General features: G+C 71.8%; 19 protein-coding genes and 2 pseudogenes. 11 read left to right on the plus strand and 10 right to left on the minus strand.

The features are described from left to right. Nucleotides 1-30 precede the first annotated feature (30 nt). Nucleotides 31-1,692 (minus strand): protein kinase domain-containing protein, encoded by a 1,662-nt coding sequence (locus ACVV2G_RS07960; RefSeq protein WP_453841879.1) that lies wholly within the window; start codon nucleotides 1,690-1,692, stop codon nucleotides 31-33. Nucleotides 1,693-2,037: 345 nt separating this feature from the next. Here ACVV2G_RS07960 and ACVV2G_RS07965 point away from each other — a divergent pair, with 345 nt between their 5' ends. Continuing rightward, nucleotides 2,038-3,660: a protein kinase domain-containing protein gene (locus ACVV2G_RS07965; protein ID WP_453841880.1), complete on the plus strand. Its 1,623-nt coding sequence runs from the start codon at nucleotides 2,038-2,040 to the stop codon at nucleotides 3,658-3,660. A gap of 80 nt (nucleotides 3,661-3,740) precedes the next feature. Here the strand turns inward: ACVV2G_RS07965 and ACVV2G_RS07970 are convergent. Then, nucleotides 3,741-4,065, minus strand: a pseudogene (locus ACVV2G_RS07970) (response regulator); the annotation flags it as partial. Nucleotides 4,066-4,388: 323 nt separating this feature from the next. Here ACVV2G_RS07970 and pdhA point away from each other — a divergent pair. The 3 genes from pdhA to ACVV2G_RS07985 are packed head-to-tail and all read left to right on the plus strand — an operon-like array spanning nucleotide 4,389 to nucleotide 8,065. Continuing rightward, nucleotides 4,389-5,636, plus strand: a complete 1,248-nt coding sequence (pdhA, locus tag ACVV2G_RS07975) for a pyruvate dehydrogenase (acetyl-transferring) E1 component subunit alpha (protein ID WP_453841881.1) — start codon at nucleotides 4,389-4,391, stop codon at nucleotides 5,634-5,636. A gap of 16 nt (nucleotides 5,637-5,652) precedes the next feature. Further along, nucleotides 5,653-6,618 carry an alpha-ketoacid dehydrogenase subunit beta gene (locus ACVV2G_RS07980; RefSeq protein WP_453842050.1) on the plus strand — a complete coding sequence of 322 codons (966 nt, stop codon included), beginning with the start codon at nucleotides 5,653-5,655 and terminating at the stop codon, nucleotides 6,616-6,618. Nucleotides 6,619-6,628: 10 nt separating this feature from the next. After that, nucleotides 6,629-8,065, plus strand: coding sequence for a dihydrolipoamide acetyltransferase family protein (locus ACVV2G_RS07985; protein WP_453841882.1), 1,437 nt, complete (start codon nucleotides 6,629-6,631; stop codon nucleotides 8,063-8,065). A 158-nt stretch (nucleotides 8,066-8,223) separates the two neighbouring features. Here ACVV2G_RS07985 and ACVV2G_RS07990 read toward each other — a convergent pair. Beyond that, a pseudogene (locus tag ACVV2G_RS07990) lies at nucleotides 8,224-8,337 on the minus strand (DUF1648 domain-containing protein); the annotation flags it as partial. Between the two features lie 75 nt (nucleotides 8,338-8,412). Next, entirely contained in the window at nucleotides 8,413-9,405 is a 993-nt protein-coding gene (locus ACVV2G_RS07995) for a D-alanyl-D-alanine carboxypeptidase family protein (RefSeq protein WP_453841883.1), read from the minus strand. 207 nt (nucleotides 9,406-9,612) lie between these two features. Between ACVV2G_RS07995 and ACVV2G_RS08000 the strand changes: the two genes are divergently transcribed. Both ACVV2G_RS08000 and ACVV2G_RS08005 read left to right on the plus strand, forming a co-directional pair. After that, a complete protein-coding gene (locus ACVV2G_RS08000) occupies nucleotides 9,613-10,263 on the plus strand; it encodes a GntR family transcriptional regulator (RefSeq protein WP_453841884.1) in 651 nt (216 codons plus the stop codon). Continuing rightward, the gene (locus ACVV2G_RS08005; protein WP_453841885.1) at nucleotides 10,260-11,558 is read left to right on the plus strand and encodes an MFS transporter; all 1,299 of its coding nucleotides are present in this window, start codon (nucleotides 10,260-10,262) and stop codon (nucleotides 11,556-11,558) included. Before ACVV2G_RS08000 ends, ACVV2G_RS08005 begins: the two co-directional genes overlap by 4 nt. A 106-nt stretch (nucleotides 11,559-11,664) precedes the next feature. Here ACVV2G_RS08005 and ACVV2G_RS08010 read toward each other — a convergent pair whose 3' ends face one another. Then, the gene (locus ACVV2G_RS08010; protein WP_453841886.1) at nucleotides 11,665-12,489 is read right to left on the minus strand and encodes a maleylpyruvate isomerase family mycothiol-dependent enzyme; all 825 of its coding nucleotides are present in this window, start codon (nucleotides 12,487-12,489) and stop codon (nucleotides 11,665-11,667) included. 216 nt (nucleotides 12,490-12,705) lie between these two features. On the opposite strand from ACVV2G_RS08010, the gene ACVV2G_RS08015 reads away from it, so the two are divergent. Further along, a complete protein-coding gene (locus ACVV2G_RS08015) occupies nucleotides 12,706-13,503 on the plus strand; it encodes a carbon-nitrogen family hydrolase (protein ID WP_453841887.1) in 798 nt (265 codons plus the stop codon). A gap of 151 nt (nucleotides 13,504-13,654) precedes the next feature. Here the strand turns inward: ACVV2G_RS08015 and ACVV2G_RS08020 are convergent, their stop codons facing one another. The 4 genes from ACVV2G_RS08020 to ACVV2G_RS08035 form a co-directional block, all read right to left on the minus strand. Continuing rightward, the gene (locus ACVV2G_RS08020) at nucleotides 13,655-14,188 is read right to left on the minus strand and encodes an LURP-one-related/scramblase family protein (RefSeq protein ID WP_453841888.1); all 534 of its coding nucleotides are present in this window, start codon (nucleotides 14,186-14,188) and stop codon (nucleotides 13,655-13,657) included. Between the two features lie 307 nt (nucleotides 14,189-14,495). Then, the gene (locus ACVV2G_RS08025; RefSeq protein WP_453841889.1) at nucleotides 14,496-14,747 is read right to left on the minus strand and encodes a DUF6458 family protein; all 252 of its coding nucleotides are present in this window, start codon (nucleotides 14,745-14,747) and stop codon (nucleotides 14,496-14,498) included. A gap of 127 nt (nucleotides 14,748-14,874) precedes the next feature. Then, complete coding sequence (locus ACVV2G_RS08030; protein ID WP_453841890.1) at nucleotides 14,875-16,224, minus strand: M18 family aminopeptidase; 1,350 nt, start codon at nucleotides 16,222-16,224, stop codon at nucleotides 14,875-14,877. 98 nt (nucleotides 16,225-16,322) lie between these two features. Beyond that, complete coding sequence (locus tag ACVV2G_RS08035) at nucleotides 16,323-18,149, minus strand: acyl-CoA dehydrogenase (RefSeq protein ID WP_453841891.1); 1,827 nt, start codon at nucleotides 18,147-18,149, stop codon at nucleotides 16,323-16,325. Between the two features lie 162 nt (nucleotides 18,150-18,311). On the opposite strand from ACVV2G_RS08035, the gene ACVV2G_RS08040 reads away from it, so the two are divergent. The 3 genes from ACVV2G_RS08040 to ACVV2G_RS08050 all read left to right on the plus strand — a co-directional run bounded on the left by ACVV2G_RS08040 (nucleotide 18,312) and on the right by ACVV2G_RS08050 (nucleotide 21,043). Then, nucleotides 18,312-18,773, plus strand: coding sequence for an SseB family protein (locus tag ACVV2G_RS08040; protein ID WP_453841892.1), 462 nt, complete (start codon nucleotides 18,312-18,314; stop codon nucleotides 18,771-18,773). Between the two features lie 117 nt (nucleotides 18,774-18,890). Continuing rightward, on the plus strand, nucleotides 18,891-19,868 hold the full coding sequence (locus tag ACVV2G_RS08045) for a pirin family protein (RefSeq protein WP_453841894.1): 978 nt from the start codon (nucleotides 18,891-18,893) through the stop codon (nucleotides 19,866-19,868). 92 nt (nucleotides 19,869-19,960) lie between these two features. Further along, nucleotides 19,961-21,043 (plus strand): AI-2E family transporter, encoded by a 1,083-nt coding sequence (locus ACVV2G_RS08050; protein ID WP_453841895.1) that lies wholly within the window; start codon nucleotides 19,961-19,963, stop codon nucleotides 21,041-21,043. On the opposite strand, the gene ACVV2G_RS08055 is transcribed toward ACVV2G_RS08050, so the two are convergent. After that, nucleotides 20,977-23,139: a SpoIIE family protein phosphatase gene (locus ACVV2G_RS08055; RefSeq protein ID WP_453841896.1), complete on the minus strand. Its 2,163-nt coding sequence runs from the start codon at nucleotides 23,137-23,139 to the stop codon at nucleotides 20,977-20,979. The two genes, ACVV2G_RS08050 and ACVV2G_RS08055, sit on opposite strands and share 67 nt — an antisense overlap. Nucleotides 23,140-23,302: 163 nt before the next feature. Here ACVV2G_RS08055 and aspS point away from each other — a divergent pair, with 163 nt between their 5' ends. Further along, the gene (gene aspS, locus ACVV2G_RS08060) at nucleotides 23,303-25,066 is read left to right on the plus strand and encodes an aspartate--tRNA ligase (RefSeq protein ID WP_453841897.1); all 1,764 of its coding nucleotides are present in this window, start codon (nucleotides 23,303-23,305) and stop codon (nucleotides 25,064-25,066) included. Nucleotides 25,067-25,073 lie beyond the last annotated feature (7 nt).

Raw genomic sequence — 25,073 nt, forward strand, 5'->3', positions numbered from 1 at the left:
CCTGCCGCCGGGCCCTTCGTCATGCCGTGGTCAGGCGGACGGCGGGTTGCCCGTCGAGACCTTCAGCTGGATTTCCGGCATGTCCTTCGGGTCGACGTCCGTACCGGGGGTCGGGAACTGGTCCCGCACCGACCCCTCGCCGTACGTGTTCTCGTCGACCTCGACGACCTCCATCGTCCAGCCGGCGGCCTGGAAGCACTCCTTGACCGAGCCGATGTACTTGAAGGTGAAGTCCGGCACCTGGATCTTGTCGGGGTCGTTGTACGACTCCTCGGGCTCCGTGCACTCGTCCTTCTCGATCGTCTTCGTCCTGTCCGGCCCGCGGTAGCCCGCCGCCTTCTCCTGCGACGCGGACGCACTGGCGGTGGCGGTGGCGTCCCCGCCCTCGGGGTCGTCCTCGCCGTTGTTCATCATCAGCGTGCCGATCAGACCGCCGGCCACCAGCACGGCGACCGCCACCGACCCGATGATCACCCTCTTGTTGCCCTTGCCGCCGCCCGGGGAACCGGACACGGAGGTGGCGGGCGTGAGGTTGTACGGCGGCGGCGTCTGCGCGGCCTGGTGCTGCTGCGGCGCGTACGGCGACGGGGCCGGCGTCTGGTAACCGCCCTGCTGCGGATAGCCGTACGCGGGTGAGTGCGCGGCCGGCGTCGGGGGGCCGTACGGGTTCGGGGCCGGCGTCGGCTGGTACGGCGTCTGGACGGGGCCCGTGGGCGCGGGCGCGGACTGGTCGACCGGCGGGAACACCGCGGAACCGACGCCCGCACCGCTGGCCGCGTGCGTGCCGGGCACGATGCTCGGCGCGGCCGGCCGGAAGGAGGCCGCGACGCGCAGGCACTCGTCCCGCATGGCCTCGGCGCTGGGGAAGCGCTCGTTGGGGTTCTTCTTCAGCGCGCGGGCCACCAGCGCGTCCACGGCCGGCGGCAGGGCGCGGTTGACGGAGGACGGGGCGACCGGCTCCTCCTGCACGTGCGCGTACGCGATGGCCAGCGGCGAGTCCGCGTCGAACGGCAGGCGTCCGGTGACCAGCTGGAACAGCATGATGCCGACCGAGTACAGGTCGGAGCGGGCGTCCACGCCGCGGCCGAGGGCCTGCTCCGGCGAGAGGTACTGCGGGGTGCCGACGACCATGCCGGTCTGCGTCATCGACGTCACGCCGGACTGCATGGCGCGGGCGATGCCGAAGTCCATGACCTTGATGACGCCGCGCTTGGTCATCATCACGTTGCCGGGCTTGATGTCGCGGTGGACCAGGCCCATCTCGTGGCTGATCTCCAGGGCCGCCAGCACGTCCGCGGTGATCTTCAGCGCCTTGTCGGCGGGCATCGCGCCCTGCTGCCGGACGTCCTCGTCGAGCACCGAGCCGAGCGGGCGCCCCTCGACGTACTCCATGACGATGTAGGGCGTCGTCAGCCCGTTCAGCTCGTCCTCGCCGGTGTCGAAGACGGAGACGATGTTGGTGTGCGTGAGCTTGGCCACGGCCTGGGCCTCGCGGCGGAAACGCTCGCGGAAGGCCTGCTCGCGGCCCAGCTCGGTGTGCAGCGTCTTGATCGCGACCTGACGGTCCAGCACCGAGTCGTACGCCAGGTGCACCGAGGCCATGCCGCCCTCGCCGAGCAAGTCGCGCAGCTGGTAGCGGCCGCCGGCGAGCGCCCGCCCCGCGTACCGGCCCTGTCCGGCGTCCTGGCTCATGTGTCCGTGTCCCCCGTAGGCGTTGGCGCCGTTGGAGGCGGCACGCACGCTCGTGTTCGAAAGTGCTATTCCCGGCCAAGTCTGCCCCAGGGCACTGACACGTCAAGCGCGGTGCCCGTTCCGTGACCGTACGCGGAAGAAGCGTCGCGGAAGCGTTACAGCCGGCGTACCGCCGGTACACGGAATTTGCACGACAGTACGGAACCAGGGTTTCATGACCGGTCCGTCTCGATGCCGGTTCCGGCGCCCATCTCGGACCGATGGCCCCCGTGAAGGCTGTAGCGTGGCCGACGGAGACCGTAACAACACCGCGCGCACCGCGGGCAGAAACGACGGCGAGGACTGATGGCACAGCAGCAGCGCGCCCAGGGCCCGTCCGATCCCGAGGCGACTGGCGGCGGTATGTCTGACGCGCCGGAGACCTGGGGCAACGGCGGCCTGGTCGGCGACGGCCGGTACCGGCTGACCCGCAGGCTCGGGCGGGGCGGCATGGCCGAGGTGTTCGCCGCCGAGGACGTCCGCCTCGGACGCACCGTGGCCGTCAAGCTGCTGCGCGCCGACCTCGCCGAGGACCCGGTCTCCAAGGCGCGCTTCACGCGCGAGGCGCAGTCGGTGGCCGGGCTCAACCACCACGCCATCGTGGCCGTGTACGACTCCGGCGAGGACTTCGTCGGCGGCCAGTCCGTGCCGTACATCGTGATGGAGATCGTCGAGGGCCGCACCATCCGCGACCTCCTCCTCAACGCCGAGGCGCCCGGCCCCGAGCAGGCGCTGATCATCGTCTCCGGTGTCCTGGAGGCGCTCGCCTACTCGCACCAGCACGGCATCGTCCACCGCGACATCAAGCCGGCCAACGTGATCATCACGCACAACGGCGCGGTGAAGGTCATGGACTTCGGCATCGCCCGCGCCCTGCACGGCGCGTCCACGACGATGACGCAGACCGGCATGGTCATGGGCACCCCGCAGTACCTCTCCCCGGAGCAGGCCCTCGGCAAGGCCGTCGACCACCGCTCCGACCTGTACGCGACCGGCTGCCTGCTGTACGAACTGCTCGCGCTGCGCCCTCCGTTCACCGGCGAGACCCCGCTGTCGGTGGTCTATCAGCACGTCCAGGACATCCCCACGCCCCCGTCCGAGGTCTCCGACGCCACCCCGCCGGAGCTGGACGGCCTGGTGATGCGCTCGCTGGCCAAGGAGCCCGACGACCGTTTCCAGACCGCCGAGGAGATGCGCGGCCTGGTCCAGTACGGGCTGCAGATGCTGTACGAGCAGGGCGGTCACACCGGCACCTGGAACACCGGCCCGGTCGCCGCGCACGACGGCCGGTACGCCGCGGCGGCCGGCCTCGCCGGGACCTCCGTGCTGCCGCACCCCGACCACGGTGCCTCGGGCACCCAGCAGATCCCCCAGCCGATCCTGCCGAACCGCTACGGCGGGGGCGACGACGGCGGCTTCGAGGGCCACGGCGCCAAAGGCGGCGGCCGCGGCAAGCTGTGGATCCTGGCCGTCCTCGCGGTGATCGCCATCGCCGCGGGCGTCGCGCTGGCCATGAACAACGACGGCGGCGGCGAGGGCGGCACCGACACGGACAAGAGCCCGTCGGCCTCCACCTCGCAGAGTTCCGACAAGGAGTCGCCCAGCACGTCGCCCAGCAGCGAGGAGACGCAGGAGTCCGCCGACCCGGGCACGGGGCAGGGCAACGGCGGGGGCGGCACGGGCGGCGGGGACTACACGCCGTCGTACACACCGTCGTACACGCCCTCGCAGAGCGTGACCCAGGACCCGACCGGCGATCCGACGGGCGACCCGACCGGGGACCCGACGACGCCCACGGGCGATCCGACGGGCGACCCCACCGGTGACCCGACCGGCGGCACCGACGGCGGCGCGACCGGTGACCCGACCGGCGGCACCGTCGGCGGGGCGACCGGCGACCCGGGCGGCGTCGACCCGGTGAGCGACTGACGCGGAAGCCACTCCACGCGCGCGTGCGGCCCGGAAACGGGCTCCACGCGCACGTCGCGTTCGTCCGGGCGTCAGGCGTCCTTGAGGACGTGGCCGGAGGCGCCCGCCATGATCGCGTCGAAGAGGGTCTCGTCGTCGGCGAAGGAGGTCGGCGCGAGGCACCGGACGGACTCGTCCCGGGAGCGGATCTCCCGGCACCCCTCCACGCCGCTGCCGCCCGGCAGCCGGACGTCCAGCACCGCCACGTCCGGACGGGTGGCCGGCATCCGGGCCGGCGCCTCGGCCGCCGTACCGGCCTCGCCCACCACCTCGACACCGGCCTCGCCCGCGAGCAGATCGTGGCCCCCGGCGGACGACCTCGTGGTCGTCGAAAAGAAATACCCGGACATGTCCGGCTTCACGCACACGCCCGGTCTCGCACACCGACTCTTCCCGTGCCCGGGGTGGCCGGGATAACGTGCCGTTGTTCCGGCCCCCTGCGAGGCTGTGACCAGCAAAACCTCCGCGCTTCGCCGATTTACTTGGAAATCCGAGTAAAAACGCAGGTCAGGAGGGGTTTCACAGAAATGTGGAGCACTGGGTAACGTGCTGTTCGCAGGGCGCTCGCCGGGGCACCTGTCACGCCTGTTCCCGACCGGGCCGCACCCACCCTCGTGCGTCCGCCGGGCCGCAGGTGAGCCGCACTGGCTTCCGGCGAACCCGGGGGCCGGACCGACGGAGGAGCACACGTGACCGAGAGCACTGCCGCGCGCAAGCCGCGACGCAGCGCCGGAAGCAAGGCGACCGGTAGCACCGGCACCAAGGCCGGTGCCGCAGCCGCGAAGGCCGGCGCCACCGGCGCCAGGCGCACCCCCCGCACCGCTGCCGCGAAGGACTCCGCGACGGAGCTGGTGCAGCTGCTGACGCCCGAGGGCGAACGCGTCGAGACCGCCGCGAACTCGCCCTACGCCGAGTACGCCCAGTACGTCGCCGACATCACCCCCGACGAGCTGCGCGGCCTGTACCGCGACATGGTGCTCACCCGGCGCTTCGACGCCGAGGCCACCGCGCTGCAGCGCCAGGGCGAGCTGGGCCTGTGGGCCTCGCTGCTGGGCCAGGAGGCCGCCCAGATCGGCTCCGGCCGGGCCACCCGCGAGGACGACTACGTCTTCCCGACCTACCGCGAGCACGGCGTCGCCTGGTGCCGCGGGGTGGACCCGACCAACCTGCTCGGCATGTTCCGCGGCGTGAACAACGGCGGCTGGGACCCCAACGGCAACAACTTCCACCTGTACACCATCGTCATCGGCTCGCAGGCGCTGCACGCCACGGGCTACGCCATGGGCATCACCAAGGACGGCGCGGACTCCGCCGTGATCGCCTACTTCGGCGACGGCGCCTCCAGCCAGGGCGACGTGAGCGAGGCGTTCAACTTCGCCGCCGTCTACAACGCCCCCGTGGTGTTCTTCTGCCAGAACAACCAGTGGGCCATCTCCGAGTCCAACGAGAAGCAGACCCGGGTGCCGCTCTACCAGCGCGCCCAGGGCTTCGGCTTCCCCGGCGTGCGCGTCGACGGCAACGACGCGCTGGCCTGCCTCGCGGTCACCCGGTGGGCGCTGGAGCGGGCGCGGCGCGGTGAGGGCCCGGCGCTGATCGAGGCGTACACGTACCGCATGGGTGCCCACACCACCTCGGACGACCCCTCCCGCTACCGGCACGACGACGAGCGGGCCGCCTGGGAGGCGAAGGACCCGATCCTGCGCCTTCGCCGCTTCCTGGAGTCCGCAAACCACGCGGACGAGGGATTCTTCGGGGAACTGGAGTCGGAGAGCGAGGCGTTGGGCAAACGAGTGCGCGAAGTGGTCCGTGCCATGCCGGACCCGGACCGTTTCGCCATCTTCGAGAACGTGTACGCGGACGGGCACGCGCTCGTCGACGAGGAGCGGGCCCAGTTCGCCGCCTACCAGGCGTCGTTCGCAGAGACCGAGGGGGTCTGACATGGCGGCGGTAAAGATGGCGCTGGCCAAGGCGATCAACGAGTCGCTGCGCCGCGCGCTGGATTCGGACCCCAAGGTCCTGATCATGGGCGAGGACGTCGGCAAGCTCGGTGGCGTCTTCCGGGTCACCGACGGCCTGCAGAAGGACTTCGGCGAGGACCGGGTCGTCGACACCCCGCTGGCGGAGTCCGGCATCGTCGGTACCGCCATCGGCCTGGCCCTGCGCGGCTACCGCCCGGTGGTGGAGATCCAGTTCGACGGCTTCGTCTTCCCGGCCTACGACCAGATCGTCACCCAGCTGGCGAAGATGCACGCCCGCTCGCTGGGCAAGGTCAGGATGCCGGTCGTCATCCGCATCCCCTACGGCGGCGGCATCGGCGCGGTCGAGCACCACTCCGAGTCGCCGGAGGCGCTGTTCGCGCACGTGGCGGGCCTGAAGGTGGTCTCGCCGTCGAACGCGGCGGACGCCTACTGGATGATGCAGCAGGCCATCCAGAGCGACGACCCGGTGATCTACTTCGAGCCCAAGCGGCGCTACTGGGACAAGGGCGAGGTCGACCCCGAGGCGATCCCCGGCCCGCTGCACACCGCGCGCGTGGTCCGCGAGGGCACCGACCTCACGCTGGCCGCCTACGGCCCGATGGTGAAGCTCTGCCAGGAGGTCGCCGACGCGGCGGCCGAGGAGGGCCGCGCGCTGGAGGTCGTGGACCTGCGGTCCATCTCCCCGGTCGACTTCGACACGATCCAGGCGTCGGTGGAGAAGACCCGCCGCCTGGTCGTGGTCCACGAGGCGCCGGTGTTCCTGGGCTCCGGCGCGGAGATCGCCGCCCGGATCACCGAGCGCTGCTTCTACCACCTGGAGGCCCCGGTGCTGAGGGTCGGCGGCTACCACGCCCCGTACCCGCCGGCCCGCCTGGAGGAGGAGTACCTGCCCGACCTGGACCGGGTGCTCGATGCCGTCGACCGCTCGCTGGCGTACTGAGGAGAGGGCCGTGACGACGATGACCGAAGGGTCCGTACGCGAGTTCAAGATGCCCGACGTGGGCGAGGGACTCACCGAGGCCGAGATCCTCAAGTGGTACGTCCAGCCCGGTGACACGGTCACCGACGGCCAGGTGGTGTGCGAGGTCGAGACGGCGAAGGCCGCCGTCGAACTGCCCATCCCCTACGACGGCGTGGTCCGCGAGCTGCACTTCCCCGAGGGCACCACGGTCGACGTGGGCACGTCGATCATCGCGGTGGCCGTCGGCGGCGCGGCGGCGGCGCCCGTGCCGGAGCCGGCGCAGGCACCCGTCGGGGGCGCGGAGGGCGCGGCGTCCGCGCCGGCCGAGGCGGAGGAGAAGAAGCCGGAGGGCCGCCAGCCGGTCCTGGTCGGGTACGGGGTGTCCACCTCCGCGACCCGCCGCCGCCCCCGCAAGGGCGCTCAGGCCCCGGGCCCGGAGGCGGCGGCGTCCGCCTCGATCCAGGCGGAGTTGAACGGCCACGGGCCGGCCGTGCCGGTCACCCGGGAGCGTCCGCTCGCCAAGCCCCCGGTGCGCAAGCTGGCCAAGGACCTCGGCGTCGACCTGGCCACGGTCACGCCGACCGGCCCGGACGGCGTCATCACACGCGAGGACGTGCACGCGGCGGTGGCCCCGGCCTCGGCCCCGGCCCCGGAGCCCGAGGCGGCACCCGCAGCCAAGCCCGCGGCCTCCTCCCCGGCCCCGGCCGCGGCGTCGTACGACACGGCGCGTGAGACCCGCGTCCCGGTCAAGGGTGTCCGCAAGGCGACGGCCGCGGCGATGGTCGGCTCCGCGTTCACCGCGCCGCACGTCACCGAGTTCGTCACGGTCGACGTGACGCGCACGATGAAGCTGGTCGAGGAGCTGAAGCAGGACAAGGAGTTCACGGGCCTGCGGGTGAACCCGCTCCTGCTGATCGCCAAGGCCCTGCTGGTGGCGATCAAGCGCAACCCCGACGTCAACGCGTCCTGGGACGAGGCGGCGCAGGAGATCGTGGTCAAGCACTACGTCAACCTGGGCATCGCCGCCGCGACCCCGCGCGGCCTGATCGTGCCGAACATCAAGGACGCCCACGCCCAGACGCTGCCGCAGCTGGCGGCATCCCTGGGCGAGCTGGTCTCGACGGCCCGGGAGGGCAGGACGAGTCCCGGCGCCATGCAGGGCGGCACGGTGACCATCACCAACGTCGGCGTTTTCGGCGTCGACACCGGTACGCCGATCCTGAACCCCGGCGAGTCCGCGATCCTCGCGGTCGGCGCGATCAAGCTCCAGCCGTGGGTGCACAAGGGCAAGGTGAAGCCGCGTCAGGTGACCACCCTGGCGCTGAGCTTCGACCACCGCCTGGTCGACGGGGAGCTGGGCTCCAAGGTCCTCGCCGACGTGGCGGCGATCCTGGAACAGCCCAAGCGCCTGCTCACCTGGGCGTAGGCACGACGGAACAGCCCAAGCGCCCGCCTCACCCGGGCGCAGGCGCGACAGACGGAGCCGCGTGACCCCGAGGGGCCACGCGGCTCCGCCGTGCCGGTGCCGGTGCCGGTCCGCTTCCCCCTCGTTCCGGTGACGCGCGCCCGCGTTCGCGCGGGCCCTCAGCGCCGGGGCCGGCCTCCGGTTGCCGGCGCGTTGAGCAGGGCCGCGCCCCGCTCCGCGTCGTCGACGCTCACCGCGAAGTCGGCACGGTGGCCCCGGGGCCGTATCACCACCATGGGATCCACCGGGACGCAGAACGGGCCCGGCGTCGTGGCGACGGGCCCGTTCGGGGGTGGGGTGGCGGGGCGTCAGCCGAGCCTGGCGAAGCCGTAGTCCATGAGCTTCGTCGCGTCCTTGGCGCGCTGCGCCGACGACGAGGAGGTCAGTACCGTGCCGATGACGGTCCGGCCCTTGCGGGTCGCGGCGAAGACCAGGCAGTACTTGGCCTCCGTACCCGACCCGGTCTTCACGCCGATCGCGCCGCTGTAACTGCCCAGCAGCGTGTTGGTGTTGGTCCAGGGCGCCATCGTGCGGGTGCCGCCCGTCCTGGTGACCGTCTTCGCCGTGTACTTCTTCGTCTTCACGATCGCGCGGAAGGTGGAGTTCTTCATCGCGCTGCTCGCGAGCTTCGTCAGATCGCGCGGCGTGGAGTAGTTCCTGCCGTTGCCGATGCCGTCGAACGAGTCGAAGTACGTGTTCTTCAGGCCGAGGCTCTTGGCGGTGGCGTTCATCTTGCCGATGAACGACTTCACCCGAGCCGCCCGCGTCGTGCCCGTGCCGAACTTGTCGGCCAGCGCGTAGGCGGCGTCGCAGCCGGACGGCAGCATCAGCCCGTGGAGCAGCTGCCGCACCGTCACCTTGTCGCCGACGATCAGACGCGCCGAGGAGGCGTTCTTCGACACGATGTAGTCGCTGTACGCCATCTGGATCGTGACCTTGGCGTCCAGGTTCAGCTTCGGCTGCGCCAGCACGACCTTGGCGGTCATGATCTTGGTGGTGGAGCCGGTGGCGCGCTTGGTGTCCGCGGCCTTGGTGTAGAGCGACGTGCCGTTCGCGTGGTCCATCACGAAGCCGCCCTTGGCGGCCACCGAGGGCACGGCGACGGCCTTCAGGGACGCCGTCTTCAGGGACGCCGTCTTCGCGGACGCCGCCTGCGCGGTCGCGGGCTGTGCGGGTGCCGCCTGCGCGGGTGCGGCCTGCGCGGGCACGGTGGAGAGGGCTCCGGTCGCGAGCACGGCGCCGCTGGTCAGGGCGACGGCAACGGCTCTGCGGAGGCGGGTGCCCTGAATGGTGTGTATCAAGTCGATTACCCCGATTGCTGTGAATTCCCCTGGAGTGCGGCCCAGTTGTGGTCGGTGTGGCCCGGACCGCGTCTGTGCGACACGTGAATAGCACGGATGGTTGCGCGGCGGTCGGCAGAGGCCGCCGCGTCCCCTCTGACGGGTGGTCCGGCGTCCGCATGATGGACGGCCCGCCGCTTGCGTCTCTGTTGTATCTATCCTGTCGGCATGATCACGGCAGTGAAGCAACCCCCCGCGGCGGACCGCGTCTACACCCACGTCAAACAGGGTGTCCTGGAGCGCAGCTACGAGGGCGGGACCCTGCTCACCGAGGGTGAGCTGGCCGAGGCAGTGGGGGTTTCCCGCACACCGGTGCGCGAGGCGCTGCTCCGGCTGGAGGCCGAGGGGCTGATCCGGCTCTACCCGAAGAAGGGCGCCCTGGTCCTGCCCGTCTCCGCGCAGGAGATCGCGGACGTGGTGGAGACCCGGCTGCTGGTCGAGGAGCACGCGGCCAGGAAGGCCGTGCCCGCGCCGCCCGGCCTCGTCGAGCGGCTGGAGGAGCTGCTCGCCCGGCAGCGGGAACAGGCCGCCGCCGGTGACTACGCCGCCGCCGCCGTCACCGACCGCTGCTTCCACGCCGAGATCGTCCGCAGCGGCGGCAACGAGATCCTCAACCGCCTCTACGACCAGCTCCGCGATCGCCAGCTGCGCATGGGCGTCGCCGTCATGCACTCCCACCCCGACCGGATCGCCAAGACCCTGGCCGAGCACGAGGAGATCCTGGGCGCGCTGCGCTCCGGGGACGCCGAGGCGGCCGTCGGTGTGGTCCACCGGCACGTGGGCTGGTTCTCGCACCTGGCCCGGGGCGAGGTCCGATGAGCGGCTCGGGGGGTCTGCCGGGCGATCCTCCGGGCGGTCGCCGCGCGATCGCCGTGTGGGGCGTCGGCGTCTCCGTCTACTTCGTCGCCGTCATCTTCCGTACGTCGCTGGGGGTGGCGGGCCTCGACGCGGCCGACCGCTTCCACGTCAACGCCTCGGCCCTGTCCACCTTCTCCATCCTCCAGCTGCTGGTCTACGCCGGCATGCAGATACCCGTCGGCCTGCTGGTCGACCGGCTCGGCACGAAGAGGGTGCTGGGCATCGGCGTGGTGCTGTTCACGGTGGGGCAGCTGGGCTTCGCCCTCTCACCGTCGTACGGCATGGCGCTCGCCTCCCGGGCGCTGCTCGGCTGCGGGGACGCGATGACGTTCATCAGCGTGCTGCGGCTGGGCACCCGCTGGTTCCCGGCCCGGCGCGGGCCGATGGTCGCCCAGGTCGCCGGACTGGTCGGCATGGCGGGCAACCTGGTCTCCACCCTCGTCCTCGCCCGGCTGCTGCACGGCATCGGGTGGACGGCGGCGTTCGCGGGCAGCGCGCTGGCGGGCGTGGTCGTCCTCGTCCTCCTGCTGCTGTTCCTGAAGGACCACCCGGAGGGCCACGAGCCTGAGCCGCCGCCGCACCAGGGTGCCGCCTACGTACGGCGGCAGATCGCCACGTCCTGGCGGGAGCCGGGGACGCGGCTCGGTCTGTGGGTGCACTTCACCACCCAGTTCCCGGCGATGGTGTTCCTGCTGCTGTGGGGGATGCCGTTCCTGGTCGAGGCGCAGGGGCTGTCCCGGGGCACGGCCGGCGGGCTGCTCACCCTCGTCGTGCTGTCCAACATGACGGTCGGCCTGGTCTACGGCCAGGTCATCGCCCGGCACCACGCGGCGCGGCTGCCGCTGGCGCTCGGCACGGTGGGCGCGACGGCCCTCCTGTGGGCGGCGACGCTCGCCTACCCCGCCGACCGGGCGCCGATGTGGCTGCTCGTCGTACTGTGCACGGTGCTCGGCGCGTGCGGGCCGGCGTCGATGATCGGCTTCGACTTCGCGCGGCCGGCGAATCCGCCCCAGCGGCAGGGGACGGCGTCCGGCATCACGAACATGGGGGGCTTCGTGGCGTCGATGACCACGTTGTTCGCGATCGGGGTGCTGCTGGACGCCACCGGCGACGACTACCGGGTCGCGTTCTCCTCGGTGTTCGTCCTCCAGGCGCTCGGCGTGACGCAGATCCTGCGGCTGCGCGGGCGGGCGGCGAGCAGGGAGCGGGAGCGGCTGGTCGCGAGCCGGGTGGAGACGGCGCACGTGCCGGTGTAGGCGCCCTGTGCGCGGTCGCCCGGTGCCGGCGGGGGGCGCGGCTGGCGTCGGCGTGGTGGGGGGCGCGGCTGGGGGCCCTGCCCCCAGTTGCCCGCCCGCTCCGGCGCTACGGGGTGACGACGAAGTTCCGCAGGATCGCCGCCGTCAGGTCCGGGTCGCCCTCCGCCTTGATGCGGTCCGCCGCCGCCTCCGGGGTCACGCGGCCGCAGGCCAGACGGACGTAGGTCTCCCAGTCGAGGGAGAGGGTGGCGGCGGGGCCGAGGGCGGGGGCCGTCTCCAGGGTGCCGCGGCCCTGGATGTCGACGCGGATCGTGCGCAGGAACTCGACCGGGCCGTGGACGTCGAAGACGACGGCCGAGCTGCGGGGCGCGTCCGCGCGCTCGGCGACGACGCCCGGCAGCTCGCCGAGGAGCACGTCACGGGCGACGAGCGCGCCGGGGGAGTCGAGGTTGCCGGGGCGGCCGAGAGCCGTGCGCAGATCCTGCTCGTGCGCCCACACGTCGAAGGCGTGCCGGCGCATCGCCTCTTCCAGGGTCAGCTCGGTGCCGAGCGGGCCGCGCACCTTCGTGCCGGGGTCCCGGGACTCGTTCCGCAGCTGGCGGTTGCGCCGGATGATCATGTACTCCAGCTCGGACGTCATCTCCGGCGCCGTGTGGTGGCGGCGGACGTCGACCTGCATCTCCATGTAGCGCTGGTGGTCGTTGGTGACGTGGAAGAGGTCGCGCGGGAGCGTGTGGATGGGGCGCGGGTCGCCCAGCATCTCCGAGTCCAGGCCCATCACGTGGGAGACGACATCGCGCACCGACCAGGCCGGGCAGGGCGTGCGGCGGTTCCACTCTGCTTCCACAAGCGGCTGGACCAGCTCGGATATCGCCTCGATGGAGTGAGTCCAGGCGTCGGCGTAGGGCTGGAGGGTGGGATGCAGACTCACGGAACGGGACCCCTCGGCGGTCGGTACGCGGGCAGATTGTGGCGGCGGTGCCAGTGGGAGGTGGCTGCGGTCGGCGTCGTCTCGGGTCCCCCGGCCCTCGACTCCGCTCGAACCGGGGGAACCCCCAAGTTACGCTGCTGTGCGGCACCCCGGCAGTGCTTTCGTGTGACGATCGTAGGCCCGTGTGGACGGCTCGAATGCCAGGACGGTGGTAGTGTGCGCGCCTCTTTGATCCAAATCGCCGTGAACGAGGACGAATCGGTTCAAGCGCGTCGTCGGCGTGCGGCCTCGCTGGTACGGGAGCAGGCGGGCGCCGCCGATCTCGTCGTCCTGCCGGAGCTGTGGACCACGGGCGCCTTCGCCTTCGCTTCGTTCGACGCGGAGGCCGAGCCGCTGGACGGCCCGACGTACGAGGTGATGGCGGAGGCGGCGAGCGAGGCGGGCGTGTGGCTGCACGCGGGGTCGGTCCCCGAGCGCGCCGCCGACGGGCAGCTCTACAACACCTCCCTCGTCCTGTCCCCCTCCGGTGAGCTGGCGGCGGCCTACCGCAAGATCCACCGGTTCGGCTTCGACAGGGGCGAGGCGGTGCTGATGGGCGCGGGCAGCGAGCTGGTGACGGTCCGTCTGCCGGAGACGACCGCCGGTGTGGCGACCTGCTACGACCTCCGCTTCCCCGAACTCTTCCGCGGCCTCGTCGACGCCGGTGCCGAGACCCTCGTCGTCCCGGCGGGCTGGCCGGAGCGCCGCCGGTCCCACTGGACGCTCCTGGCGCGGGCCCGGGCGGTGGAGAACCAGGCGTTCGTCCTCGCCTGCGGAACGGCCGGGACACACGCCGGAGTTCCGCAGGCCGGTCACTCGATCGTGGTCGACCCCTGGGGCGAGGTGCTGGCGGAGGCCGGTGCGGGCGAGGAGGTCCTCACGGTGGAGTTCGATCCGGCGAAGGCGGCACGCACCCGCGAGCAGTTCCCGGCCCTCAAGGACCGGATGCTGGGGCTGGAGGCGCCGCGGCGGTGAGGCACCGGCGCCCGGCCGTGCGCCCGCTCCGGGCCGGTCGACGTGCGTGCGGCCCGGGGGCCGGACCGGCCGCGCGGCTGAGCCGTCCCCGGGGCCGCCGCCGGACCGCCGTCGAACCGCCGCAGGGCCGCCCCGCCCCTTGACCTGACCGTCAGCCGTTCCCGGCGTCCGCTCCGTCCTCCCCGTCCGCCCCGTCCTTCTCGCGTTCCTTCTCCGCGAGGTGGATCACGCACACCGTCAGCGCGATCAGCAGGGCCGGGTCCGCGTCGTCCCGTACGACGTCCACGCCGTAGGTGTCCCGCAGGGTCAGCCACCGCCGGGAGACGACGGCCAGGAGTTCGCCGTCGTACTCGATGGCGAACTCCCGGTCGAAGATCCTGCCGCTGACGTCCAGCTCGGTGCCGTCGGCCAGGGAGACCCGGTAGTGGTTGCGCAGCAGGGACAGCCGCTTGCGCCTGATCCGGGCCAGCGGCTCGCCGCTCCGCTCGATCACCATCGTGTCGCGCAGGGCGAGCATCTTCTGGTGGATGTCGACGAGGACCCGGCCCTGGGTGTCCTTCAGCTCCCAGGTGTCCCGCAGCCGCATCGCCTTGCCGTCGACGAGGTACACCTTGTCGCCGTTGTCGTCCTCGATCCAGTAGTCGTCACCGAAGCCGAGGAGCCGGTCGTACACGAGGAATCTCATGGCGTGATCGCTTCCCCGCGCGACGACGGGGAACGCGGCCGGTAGGCCGACAGGCTGACGGCCACCCCCTGCGCCGCCACGACCCGGCGCTGGGCGTGGCGGCGACGCTCTCACGGTCGTCGGGCCGGCACGGCCCGGCACCCGCCCCTCCGGTTCGGCCACCCCGAGGGGCCCTGCGCGCCGAAGCGGCCGTCCACGGCCGGGACCGGGGAGCCGTGGTCCGTCCCACCGCGTCGGTCACGGGCCGTCCGCCCCGTGAGCCGTCCGCCCCGCGCCGGCCGGCCCGGGTGCCCGGCCCGCGGGCGGATCAGGCGCCGTAGCCGTTGTGGTAGCCGTCGCGCGTGGGGTGGTGGGGCCGCTCCTCGACGACCGGGGTCGTCGGCGGCATCACGAGCCGGCGGCGCCGGGCGATGCTGCTGAACGTCGCGACACCGATCAGACCGACGATCATGAGGATGACACCGACCAGGTCGACGTTGACACCCTGCATGTCCCAGTCGGTCGCGAACGTGAGGATGGCTCCCACGGCGATGAGGATGATGCACCCGCCGAGGCCCATGACTGTTGCCTCCCTGTAGATCCGGTCGGTTCCGGGTTTCCGGGCGATCCGGTTCCGTTCGGGTACCCCGCGTGTCAACCCCCATGCCGTGGCGCGCCGTTCCGGGTTGACGGCCGACGGGCCGGTCCTACGGCTGGAGGAACGCCACCAGCGCGTTCGCCAGCAGGTACGGGTCGTCGGCGCCGCACAACTCCCGGGCGCTGTGCATCGAGAGGATGGCGGAGCCGATGTCCACGGTGCTGATGCCGTGCCGGGCCGCGGTGATCGGTCCGATGGTCGTGCCGCACGGCATGGTGTTGTTGGAGACGAAGGTCTGGAAGGGGACGCCCGCCTTCTCGCAGGCGGCGGCGAACACCGCGCGTCCCGAACCGTCCGTGGCGTACCGGTTGTTGACGTTGACCTTGAGGATGGGGCCGCCGTTGACGCGCGGGTGGTGCGTCGGGTCGTGCCGCTCCGCGTAGTTGGGGTGCACGGCGTGGCCGGTGTCGGAGGAGAGGCAGACCGTGCCGGCGAAGGCGCGCGCCCGGTCCTCGTACGAGCCGCCGCGCGCGAACACCGAGCGCTCCAGCACGCTGCCGAGCAGCGGGCCGTCCGCGCCCGTGTCCGACTGCGAGCCGGTCTCCTCGTGGTCGAAGGCGGCGAGGACGGGGATGTACGGGAGGTCCGCGCCGGAGGCCGCGACCGCGGCCAGGGCGGCCACCCCGGCGTGCACGGACAGGAGGTTGTCCATGCGGGGGCCGGCCACCAGCTCCCTGTCGCGGCCCAGGTAGGCCGGGGGCTCCACGGAGTGGGTCATCAGGTCCCAGCCGGTGACCTCGCCGCGCGCCAGACCGGCCTCCTCCTCCAGGAAGGCGATGAGGTCGCCGTCGCGGACGGTGTCGCCGAGACCCCACACGGGCTGCAGGTGGCGCTGCTTGTCGAGCTTGAGGCCCTCCGCGGACACGTTGCGGTCCATGTGGATGGCGAGCTGGGGGACGCGGAGCAGCGGGCGGTCGACGTTCACCAGGCGGGTCGAGCCGTCCCGCAGGGTGAGGCGGCCGGCCAGGCCCAGGTCCCGGTCCAGCCAGGAGTTCATCAGCGGTCCGCCGTAGATCTCCACGGCGATCTGGCGCCAGCCGTGCGTCCCCGTGTCGGGCCGCGGCTTCACGCGCAGGTTGGGGGAGTCGGTGTGGGCGCCGACGATGCGGAAGGGGGTGTGCGGCCGGGCGCCCTCGGGGGCGTACCAGGCCACGATCGCGCCGCCGCGCAGCACGTACGCGCCACCGGCCGTCCCGTCCCAGGCGTCCGTCTCCGCGACCTGGCGGAAGCCGGCCTTCTCCAGCCGCTCGGCGGCGTTCGCCACGGCGTGGTACGGCGTCGGGCCGGCCGCCAGGAAGGACATGAGGTCGTCGGTGTGGCCGCGGTCGAAGGCGCGGGGGGCGCGCGCAGCGTTCCGTGCGGGGGCGGCGGCGGGAGACGGGCGGGAGGGTGCGCTCATGGGTTCACCTTAACGACGTGCGAGGGCCCGCTCCCCGGGAAGCGGGAGCGGGCCCTCGTGAAGGGTGTGAGGGGTTGGTGGAGGGTGCCGGACGGGCCTCAGAAGGCCGCTTCGTCCAGCTCCATCAGGTCCAGCTCGACACCCTGGGCCACCTTGCGGGCCAGCGTGAGGCCGGGCAGGACGTTGGCCGCGAAGAACTTCGCCGCCGCGATCTTGCCGGTGTAGAAGGCCTTGTCCTTGGCGGAGGCGGTCGGCAGCTTCTCGGCGGCGATGGCCGCGCCCTTGAGGAGCAGGTAGCCGACGATCACGTCACCGGAGGCCAGCAGCAGGCGGGTGGTGTTGAGGCCCACCTTGTAGATGTTCTTGACGTCCTGCTCGGTGGCGGCGAGGTCGGTGAGCATGACGCCGACGATGGCCTCCAGCTCGACGGCCGCCTTGGCCAGGTGCTCGCGGGCGCCGGCCAGCTCCTCGCCGCCGGTGGCGAGGGCCAGGAACTTCTTGATGTCCTCGGCGAGCGAGTTCAGCGCCGCGCCCTGGTTGCGGACGATCTTCCGGAAGAAGTAGTCCTGGCCCTGGATCGCCGTGGTGCCCTCGTACAGGGTGTCGATCTTGGCGTCGCGGATGTACTGCTCGATCGGGTACTCCTGCAGGAAGCCGGAGCCGCCGAAGGTCTGGAGCGACTGGGCGAGCTGCTCGTAGGCCTTCTCCGAGCCGTAGCCCTTGACGATCGGCAGGAGCAGGTCGTTGAGGGCGTGCTCGGTCGAGGCGTCCTCGCCGTTCGCCTCCTTGACCTGGATTTCGTCCTGGACGGAGGCGGTGTACATCACCAGCGCGCGCATGCCCTCGGCGTACGCCTTCTGCGTCATGAGGGAGCGGCGCACGTCCGGGTGGTGCGTGATGGTGACCTTGGGGGCCGTCTTGTCCATGAAATCGGCCAGGTCGGGGCCCTGGAGGCGCTCCTTGGCGTACTCCAGGGCGTTGAGGTAGCCCGTGGAGAGGGTGGAGATCGCCTTCGTGCCGACCATCATGCGGGCGAACTCGATGATGCGGAACATCTGGCGGATGCCGTCGTGCTTGTCGCCGATCAGCCAGCCCTTGGCGGGGTGGCGGTCGCCGAAGGTCATCTCGCAGGTGTTGGAGGCCTTCAGGCCCATCTTGTGCTCGACGTTGGTGGCGTAGACGCCGTTGCGCTCGCCCAGCTCGCCGGTCTCGAAGTCGAACTCGTACTTCGGGACGAGGAAGAGGGACAGGCCCTTGGTGCCGGGGCCGGCGCCCTCGGGGCGGGCGAGGACGTAGTGGAGGATGTTCTCCGACATGTCGTGCTCGCCGGACGTGATGAAGCGCTTGACGCCCTCGATGTGCCAGGAGCCGTCCTCCTGCCGCACGGCCCTGGTGCGGCCGGCGCCGACGTCCGAGCCGGCGTCCGGCTCGGTGAGCACCATGGTGGAGCCCCACTGCTTCTCGACGGCGATCGAGGCGATGTGCTTCTGGACCTCGTTGCCCTCCTCGAAGAGGATGCCCGCGAAGGCGGGGCCGGAGGAGTACATCCACACGGCCGGGTTGGCGCCGAGGATCAGCTCCGCGTAGGCCCAGATCAGGGAGCGCGGCGCGGTGGTGCCGCCGATCTCCTCGGGCAGGCCCAGGCGCCAGTACTCGGAGTCCATGAAGGCCTGGTAGCTCTTCTTGAAGGACGCCGGGACCGGTGCGGTGTTGGTCTTCGGGTCGAAGACCGGCGGGTTGCGGTCGGCGTCGGCGAAGGACTCGGCCAGCTCGTTCTCGGAGAGGCGGGTCAGCTCCTCCAGGACGCTCCTGGCGGTGTCCGTGTCCATCTCCGCGAACGGGCCGGTGCCGTAGACCTTGTCGCGGCCGAGCACCTCGAAGAGGTTGAACTCGATGTCCCGGAGATTCGGCTTGTAGTGCCCCATGGCGACGGCTCCGTTGAGAGATCGGCGAGGCACTGTCTCCTCGCATCCGTACACATACCGACTGCGCGTACCGAGCAGTAGCTACGATGATGCTACCCGTCGGTAATAAGAAGCAACCCCGGGCGGGGCAACTGTGACTCGTTACTCGCTACTCTTTGCGGCATGTACGGCTACGACCAGACCGCGGGCCAGCAGCAGTACGCCCCGCCGCAGCAGCCGATGTCCGGCGGATACGGCCAGCAGCCGCCGCTGTACCCCGAGCCGTCCCCGCCCTCGCTCGCGGACGCGGTGCGCGCCTTCACCACCGGCCAGATGTCCGCCGAGGACTTCCAGCAGGTCTTCGCCACCTCGAAGGTCTACTGCCCGCGCGGTGACAACCCGGGCTTCCTCGCGCTGCACAACACCCAGCAGCCGGTGATCCCGATGTTCACCGGGCTCAAGGAGCTGCGCCGGTACGCCGGCAAGGAGTCCAAGTACTTCGTGATCACCGGTGCGGAGGTGATCGACCTGCTGCCGACCGGCTACGGCTTCGTCCTGGACATGGAGGGCGAGCACCGGATGGTCTTCGACGCGAAGGCCGTCGAACAGATGGTCGATTTCGCGATGCGCCGGATGTACGGCTAGGCGCGACCGCCGCCATGGAGAGCCCGGAGGGAATGCCCTCCGGGCTTTCGCCGTTTGAGGTGGCAAGAAGTTCAACGCTCAACTAAAGTGGGGCGCACGCCGCCCGAGGAGGACGACATGCCTGCCGTGACCGTCGAGAACCCGTTGACGCTGCCCCGCGTATCCGCACCCGCCGACGCCGTGGCACGTCCCGTACTCACCGTGACGACCGCGCCCGGCGGTTTCGAGGGCGAGGGCTTCCCGGTGCGCCGCGCGTTCGCCGGGATCAACTACCGCCATCTCGACCCGTTCATCATGATGGACCAGATGGGGGAGGTGGAGTACGCGCCCGGGGAGCCCAAGGGAACGCCCTGGCACCCGCACCGCGGCTTCGAGACCGTCACGTACATCATCGACGGGATCTTCGACCACCAGGACTCGCAGGGCGGTGGCGGCACCATCACCAACGGCGACACCCAGTGGATGACGGCGGGCTCCGGGCTGCTGCACATCGAGGCACCGCCGGAGCAGCTGGTCATGTCCGGCGGGCTCTTCCACGGTCTCCAGCTGTGGGTGAACCTGCCGGCCAAGGACAAGATGATGGCGCCGCGCTACCAGGACATCCGCAGCGGCAGCGTCCAGCTGCTCACCTCTCCCGACGGCGGCGCGCTGCTGCGCGTCATCGCCGGCGAGCTGGACGGCCACGAGGGCCCCGGCATCACCCACACGCCGATCAGCATGGTCCACGCGACGCTCGCGCCGGGCGCCGAGGTCACCCTGCCCTGGCGGGAGGAGTTCAACGGCCTCGCGTACGTGCTGGCCGGGCGCGGGTCGGTGGGGGCCGAGCGGCGTCCGATCCACCTCGGGCAGACGGCCGTCTTCGGCGCCGGCGGTGCGCTGACCGTCCGCGCGGACGAGAAGCAGGACGGGCACACCCCCGACCTGGAGGTCGTCCTTCTCGGCGGACAGCCGATCCGTGAGCCGATGGCGCACTACGGGCCGTTCGTCATGAACACCCGCGACGAGCTGCAGCAGGCCTTCGAGGACTTCCAGAAGGGGCGGCTGGGGACGGTCCCGGCGGTGCACGGGATGGCGGCGGCGGGGCCGGAGGCCTGACGGCGGTCGGCGGCACGGCGCACTGTCGTCGCGTCACCCGGGCGGGCCGTCCGCGCAGGACAGCCCGCCTCGGTGCGTGGTCGGCTGAGGGGGTGCAGCTGCTTCCCGGTCCGGTGCGTCGGTTCGCCGCCTGGTGCGCCGTCATCCTGCTCGCCGGCGGGGTCGTCTACCTCGCGGTCCGGCTCTGCGTCGAGTTCCGCACCGCGGTGACGCCGGCGCTGCTCGCGCTGCTCGGTACCGCGCTGCTGCGACCGCTGCACCGGCGGCTGGTGCAGGCGCACGTCCAGCGGTCGCTGGCCGCCGGGCTCACCTGCGTCGCCGTCGTGGCCGTGGTCGGCGGGGCCGTGTACATCGTGGTGTCCGCGCTCGTCGAGACCGGCGACCAGATCGTCGCCTCGCTCCGGAACGCGGCCCGGGGCATCGCCGACCACTTCGGGGCGGCCGGGACCTCGCTGGAGGACGTCGCGTCCAACGCGCGCGAGCTGCTCGGCAGGTTCGGCGGCACGGCCGCCTCCGGGGTGGTCACCGGGATCAGCGTCGTCGGCGAGATGCTGGCCATGGCCGTACTCGCCCTGCTGCTCGTCTTCTTCTTCCTGCGCGACTCCGACCGGGCCGTCGGCACGGTGCGGGGCCTCTCGCCGCCGCACGGTGCCGACATGGTGGAGGCGATGGCCCGGCGGGCCTTCGGGGCCGTCGAGGGCTTCATGCGGGGCACCACCCTCATCGCCCTGATCGACGCGGTCTGCATCACCGTCGGGCTGCTCGTGCTCCGCGTCCCCGGCGCCGTCGGGCTCGGCGCGCTGGTCTTCGTCGGCGCCTACGTCCCCTACCTCGGCGCCTTCATCTCGGGGACCGTCGCCGTCCTGGTCGCGCTCGCCGACCGCGGGTTCGTCATCGCGCTGTGGGCGCTCGGGGTGGTGCTGGCCGTGCAGGTGCTGGAGGGACACGTGCTCCAGCCGATGATCCAGAGCCGGACCGTGCAGATGCACCCGGCGATCGTGCTGCTGGCGCTCACCGCGGGGGCGTCGGTGGCGGGCATCCTGGGGATGCTGCTCGCCGTTCCGCTCACCGCCGCCGCGTTCGGCGTCGTGCACGAGCTGCAGAGCCGTTACGCGGCCTCGGGACCGCCCTCCGCGTCCACGGCGAAGCCGTCCTCGGGGTCCGCGGACTCGTAGACCTCGTACCAGATGCTCTTGCCCTCGCCGCGCGGGGCGACGCCCCACTCGTCGGCGAGCAGCTCGATCAGCATCAGGCCGCGCCCCGAGGAGGCCATCTCCCCCGGCCGGCGCTTGTGCGGCAGGTCGTCGCCGTTGTCGGTGACCTCCACCCGGATCCGCCGCTCGCCCGGCTCCCCGGTGACCTCGGCGACCAGCAGGGCGTCGGCGTCCGTGTGGACCAGGACGTTCGTCAGCATCTCGGAGAGCAGGAGCACCGCCGCGTCCCGCTGCTCCCCGCTGGGCCAGTCGTGCAGCAGGTCGCGCAGATGCTGCCGGGCGGTGGCGATCCGCTCCGGCTCGGCCTGCGCGACCGTGAGCATCGTGCGGCGCAGGGGCGTCCGGAGGACGGGGCTGTCGCCGCAGCCGCAGCCCTCGCCCTGCCGGCACAGCAGCAGCAGGGCGATGTCGTCCTCCCGCCGGTCGGCGAGCGGGCCCGTGGTGTGGTGAGAGGTGGGCCCGTGCACGGCCTGGACCAGCGCGTCGGCCAGCTCCTCCAGGGCGCCGTCGTGCTCCTCCAGGATGACGCGGAGCCGGTTCCAGCCGGAGTGCAGGTCGTGGCCGCCGGTCTCGACCAGGCCGTCCGTGCACAGCATCAGGGTGTCCCCGGGCTCCAGGGCCAGTCGGGTGGTCGGGTAGTCCGAGTCCGGGTCGATGCCGAGGGGCAGCCCGCCCGCCGTGGCCCGGATCAGCGCCGTCCCGTCCGCCATGCGCACCACCGGGTCCAGGTGCCCGGCGCGGGCGCTCTCCAGGGTACCGGTGGCCGGGTCCACCTCGGCGTAGTAGCAGGTCGCGAAGCGCAGGTCGCCGGGGTCGTCGTCGGACTGGGTGAGGCCGTGGAAGAAGTGGGAGGCGCGGGAGAGGACCGCGTCGGGGCGGTGCCCCTCGGCGGCGTAGGCGCGCAGGGCGATGCGCAACTGGCCCATCAGCCCGGCCGCGCGCACGTCGTGACCCTGGACGTCGCCGATGACCAGGGCGAAGCGGCCCCCGGGCAGTGGGATCATGTCGTACCAGTCGCCGCCCACCTGGAGGCCGCCGCCGGTGGGGACGTAGCGGGCGGCGATGGCCATGCCGGGGATCTCCGGGCCGAGCACGGGCAGCATGGTGCGCTGCAGTCCGTCGGTCAGCTCCCGCTGGGTCTCGGCGGCGCCCGCCCGGGACAGGGCCTGCGCCAGCATCCGCGCCACCGTGGTCAGCACCGACCGCTCGTCAGGCGTGAACGCGACCGGGTAGGCGAAGGCCGCCATCCAGGCGCCCATCGTGCGGCCCGCCACCGTCAGGGGCAGGAAGGCCCAGGAGCGGCGGCCGAAGCGCTCGGCGAGCGGCCAGGTGAGGGGATAGCGGGCTTTGTACTGCTCGGCGGAGGAGAGGTAGACGGCGCGGCCGGTGCGGGCCACCTCGGCGGCCGGGTAGGGCGTCTCCAGGGGCATGTTCACGAACGGGTTCATGTCGTTCTGCGGCTGCCCGTGGTGGCCGATGACCGTCAGACGGTCGTTCGAGACCCCGAACACCGCGAGCCCGTCCGGCGAGAACCCCGGCATCGACAGGCCCGCCGCGACCCGCAGCACCTCTTCGGTGGACCGTGCCTCGGCCAGGGCCCGGCCCGCGTCGAGCAGGAAGGCCTCCCGCGAGCGGCGCCAGTCGCCGGTGACCGCGCGGCGTCCGGCGGGGGTGCCCGGCGTCGGCTCGGCGACCTCCTGGAGGGTGCCGATCAGCTGGTACGCCTTGCGCCGGGGGTCGAAGGACGGCTTGGAGCGGCTGCGCACGGTCCGGACGATGCGCCCCTGCTCGTCCATGATCCGGATCCGCACCTCGGCGAGCGTGCCCTCGGTGGCGGCGAGCTGGACCACTCCGGTGATCTCGTTCCAGTCCACCGGGTGCAGCCGGGCCCTCGCCTGGGCCTCGGTGAGCACGGCGCGCCGGGCGGGCAGCCCGAGCAGCCGGGCTGCCACCGCGTCGACCGTGACCTCCCCCGTGGCGGTGTCCCATTGCCACAGGCCGGTCGCGAGAGCGGCAAGGACGTCCCCCACCTCCGGCAGGGGGTCACCAGTGCGCATGGCCCCACTGTAAGAAGAGGTGATCGCAGGCTGCCACCGGTCGCCCTCGCGCCGCCCCCGCGCCCATGAAGGGGAACGCAACGGTGGGTCCCCGGTACGCTGGGGTTGTTTCACGTGAAACGCGAAACACCATCCCCGATCCACGAAGGCTGGATGAACGACGATGCATCGGTACAGGTCCCACACCTGCGGCGAGCTCCGCTCCTCTGACGTCGGCACCGACGTCCGACTGAGTGGCTGGCTGCACAATCGGCGCGACCTGGGCGGCATCCTCTTCATCGATCTGCGCGACCACTACGGCATCACGCAGCTCGTCGCCCGTCCGGGCACCGAGGCGTACGAGGCGCTGGACAAGCTGACCAAGGAGTCGACCGTCCGGGTCGACGGCAAGGTCGTCTCCCGGGGCACCGACAACGTCAACCCCGACCTGCCGACCGGCGAGGTCGAGGTCGAGGTGGGCGAGGTCGAGCTGCTCGGCGCCGCCCAGCCGCTGCCCTTCACCATCAACACCGAGGACGGGGTGAACGAGGAGCGGCGCCTGGAGTACCGCTTCCTGGACCTGCGCCGCGAGCGCATGCACCGCAACATCATGCTGCGCACGGCGGTCATCTCCGCCATCCGCCACAAGATGGTGGCCCTCGGCTTCAACGAGATGGCGACGCCCATCCTCACCGCCACCTCGCCCGAGGGCGCCCGCGACTTCGTCGTGCCGTCGCGCCTGCACGCGGGCCGCTTCTACGCCCTGCCCCAGGCGCCGCAGCAGTTCAAGCAGCTGCTGATGATCTCCGGCTTCGACCGGTACTTCCAGATCGCCCCCTGCTTCCGCGACGAGGACGCCCGTGCCGACCGCTCGCCGGGCGAGTTCTACCAGCTCGACGTCGAGATGAGCTTCGTCGAGCAGGAGGACGTCTTCCAGCCGGTCGAGCGGCTGATGACGGAGCTGTTCACGGAGTTCGGCGGCGGCCGTGAGGTGACCTCGCCCTTCCCGCGCATCCCGTTCCGCGAGGCGATGCTGAAGTACGGCTCCGACAAGCCGGACCTGCGCGCCCGGCTGGAGCTGGTCGACATCACCGACGTCTTCGCGGGCTCGGAGTTCAAGGCCTTCGCCGGCAAGCACGTCCGCGCGCTGCCCGTCCCGGACGTCTCCGGCCAGCCCCGCAAGTTCTTCGACCAGCTCGGCGACTACGCCGTCTCGCAGGGCGCCAAGGGCCTGGCCTGGGTCCGCGTCGGCGAGGACGGCGGGCTGACCGGCCCGATCGCCAAGTTCCTCACCGAGGAGAACGTCGCCGAGCTGACCAAGCGGCTCTCCCTGGCCCCCGGCCACGCGGTGTTCTTCGGCGCCGGCGAGTTCGACGAGGTCTCGAAGATCATGGGCGCGGTGCGGGTCGAGACCGCCAAGCGCGCCGGGCACTTCGAGGAGAACGTCTTCCGGTTCTGCTGGATCGTCGACTTCCCGATGTACGAGAAGGACGAGGAGACGGGGAAGATCGACTTCTCCCACAACCCCTTCTCGATGCCGCAGGGCGGCATGGACGCCCTGGAGAACCAGGACCCGCTGGATATCCTGGCCTGGCAGTACGACATCGTCTGCAACGGCGTCGAGCTGTCCTCCGGCGCCATCCGGAACCACGAGCCGGAGATCATGCTCAAGGCCTTCGAGATCGCGGGCTACGACGCCGAGACCGTCGAGCGCGAGTTCGCCGGCATGCTGCGCGCGTTCCGCTTCGGCGCCCCGCCGCACGGCGGCATCGCCCCGGGCGTCGACCGCATCGTCATGCTGCTGGCCGACGAGCCCAACATCCGCGAGACCATCGCCTTCCCGCTCAACGGCAACGCCCAGGACCTGATGATGGGCGCGCCGACGGAGCTGGACGAGACCCGGCTGAGGGAGCTGCACCTGACGGTGCGCAAGCCGCAGCCGAAGTAGTCCGCCG

This window comes from Streptomyces sp. JK94 (assembly GCF_053613315.1).

Excerpts from the sequence above, each read along its gene's own strand:
- ACVV2G_RS07960 (WP_453841879.1), bottom strand. The coding sequence starts at position 1,692 with ATGAGCCAGGACGCCGGACAGGGCCGGTACGCGGGGCGGGCGCTCGCC.
- ACVV2G_RS07965 (WP_453841880.1), top strand. The coding sequence starts at position 2,038 with ATGGCACAGCAGCAGCGCGCCCAGGGCCCGTCCGATCCCGAGGCGACT.
- ACVV2G_RS07980 (WP_453842050.1), top strand. The coding sequence starts at position 5,653 with ATGGCGCTGGCCAAGGCGATCAACGAGTCGCTGCGCCGCGCGCTGGAT.
- ACVV2G_RS08000 (WP_453841884.1), top strand. The coding sequence starts at position 9,613 with ATGATCACGGCAGTGAAGCAACCCCCCGCGGCGGACCGCGTCTACACC.
- ACVV2G_RS08005 (WP_453841885.1), top strand. The coding sequence starts at position 10,260 with ATGAGCGGCTCGGGGGGTCTGCCGGGCGATCCTCCGGGCGGTCGCCGC.
- ACVV2G_RS08020 (WP_453841888.1), bottom strand. The coding sequence starts at position 14,188 with ATGAGATTCCTCGTGTACGACCGGCTCCTCGGCTTCGGTGACGACTAC.
- ACVV2G_RS08025 (WP_453841889.1), bottom strand. The coding sequence starts at position 14,747 with ATGGGCCTCGGCGGGTGCATCATCCTCATCGCCGTGGGAGCCATCCTC.
- ACVV2G_RS08030 (WP_453841890.1), bottom strand. The coding sequence starts at position 16,224 with ATGAGCGCACCCTCCCGCCCGTCTCCCGCCGCCGCCCCCGCACGGAAC.
- ACVV2G_RS08035 (WP_453841891.1), bottom strand. The coding sequence starts at position 18,149 with ATGGGGCACTACAAGCCGAATCTCCGGGACATCGAGTTCAACCTCTTC.
- ACVV2G_RS08040 (WP_453841892.1), top strand. The coding sequence starts at position 18,312 with ATGTACGGCTACGACCAGACCGCGGGCCAGCAGCAGTACGCCCCGCCG.
- ACVV2G_RS08045 (WP_453841894.1), top strand. The coding sequence starts at position 18,891 with ATGCCTGCCGTGACCGTCGAGAACCCGTTGACGCTGCCCCGCGTATCC.
- ACVV2G_RS08055 (WP_453841896.1), bottom strand. The coding sequence starts at position 23,139 with ATGCGCACTGGTGACCCCCTGCCGGAGGTGGGGGACGTCCTTGCCGCT.
- aspS (WP_453841897.1), top strand. The coding sequence starts at position 23,303 with ATGCATCGGTACAGGTCCCACACCTGCGGCGAGCTCCGCTCCTCTGAC.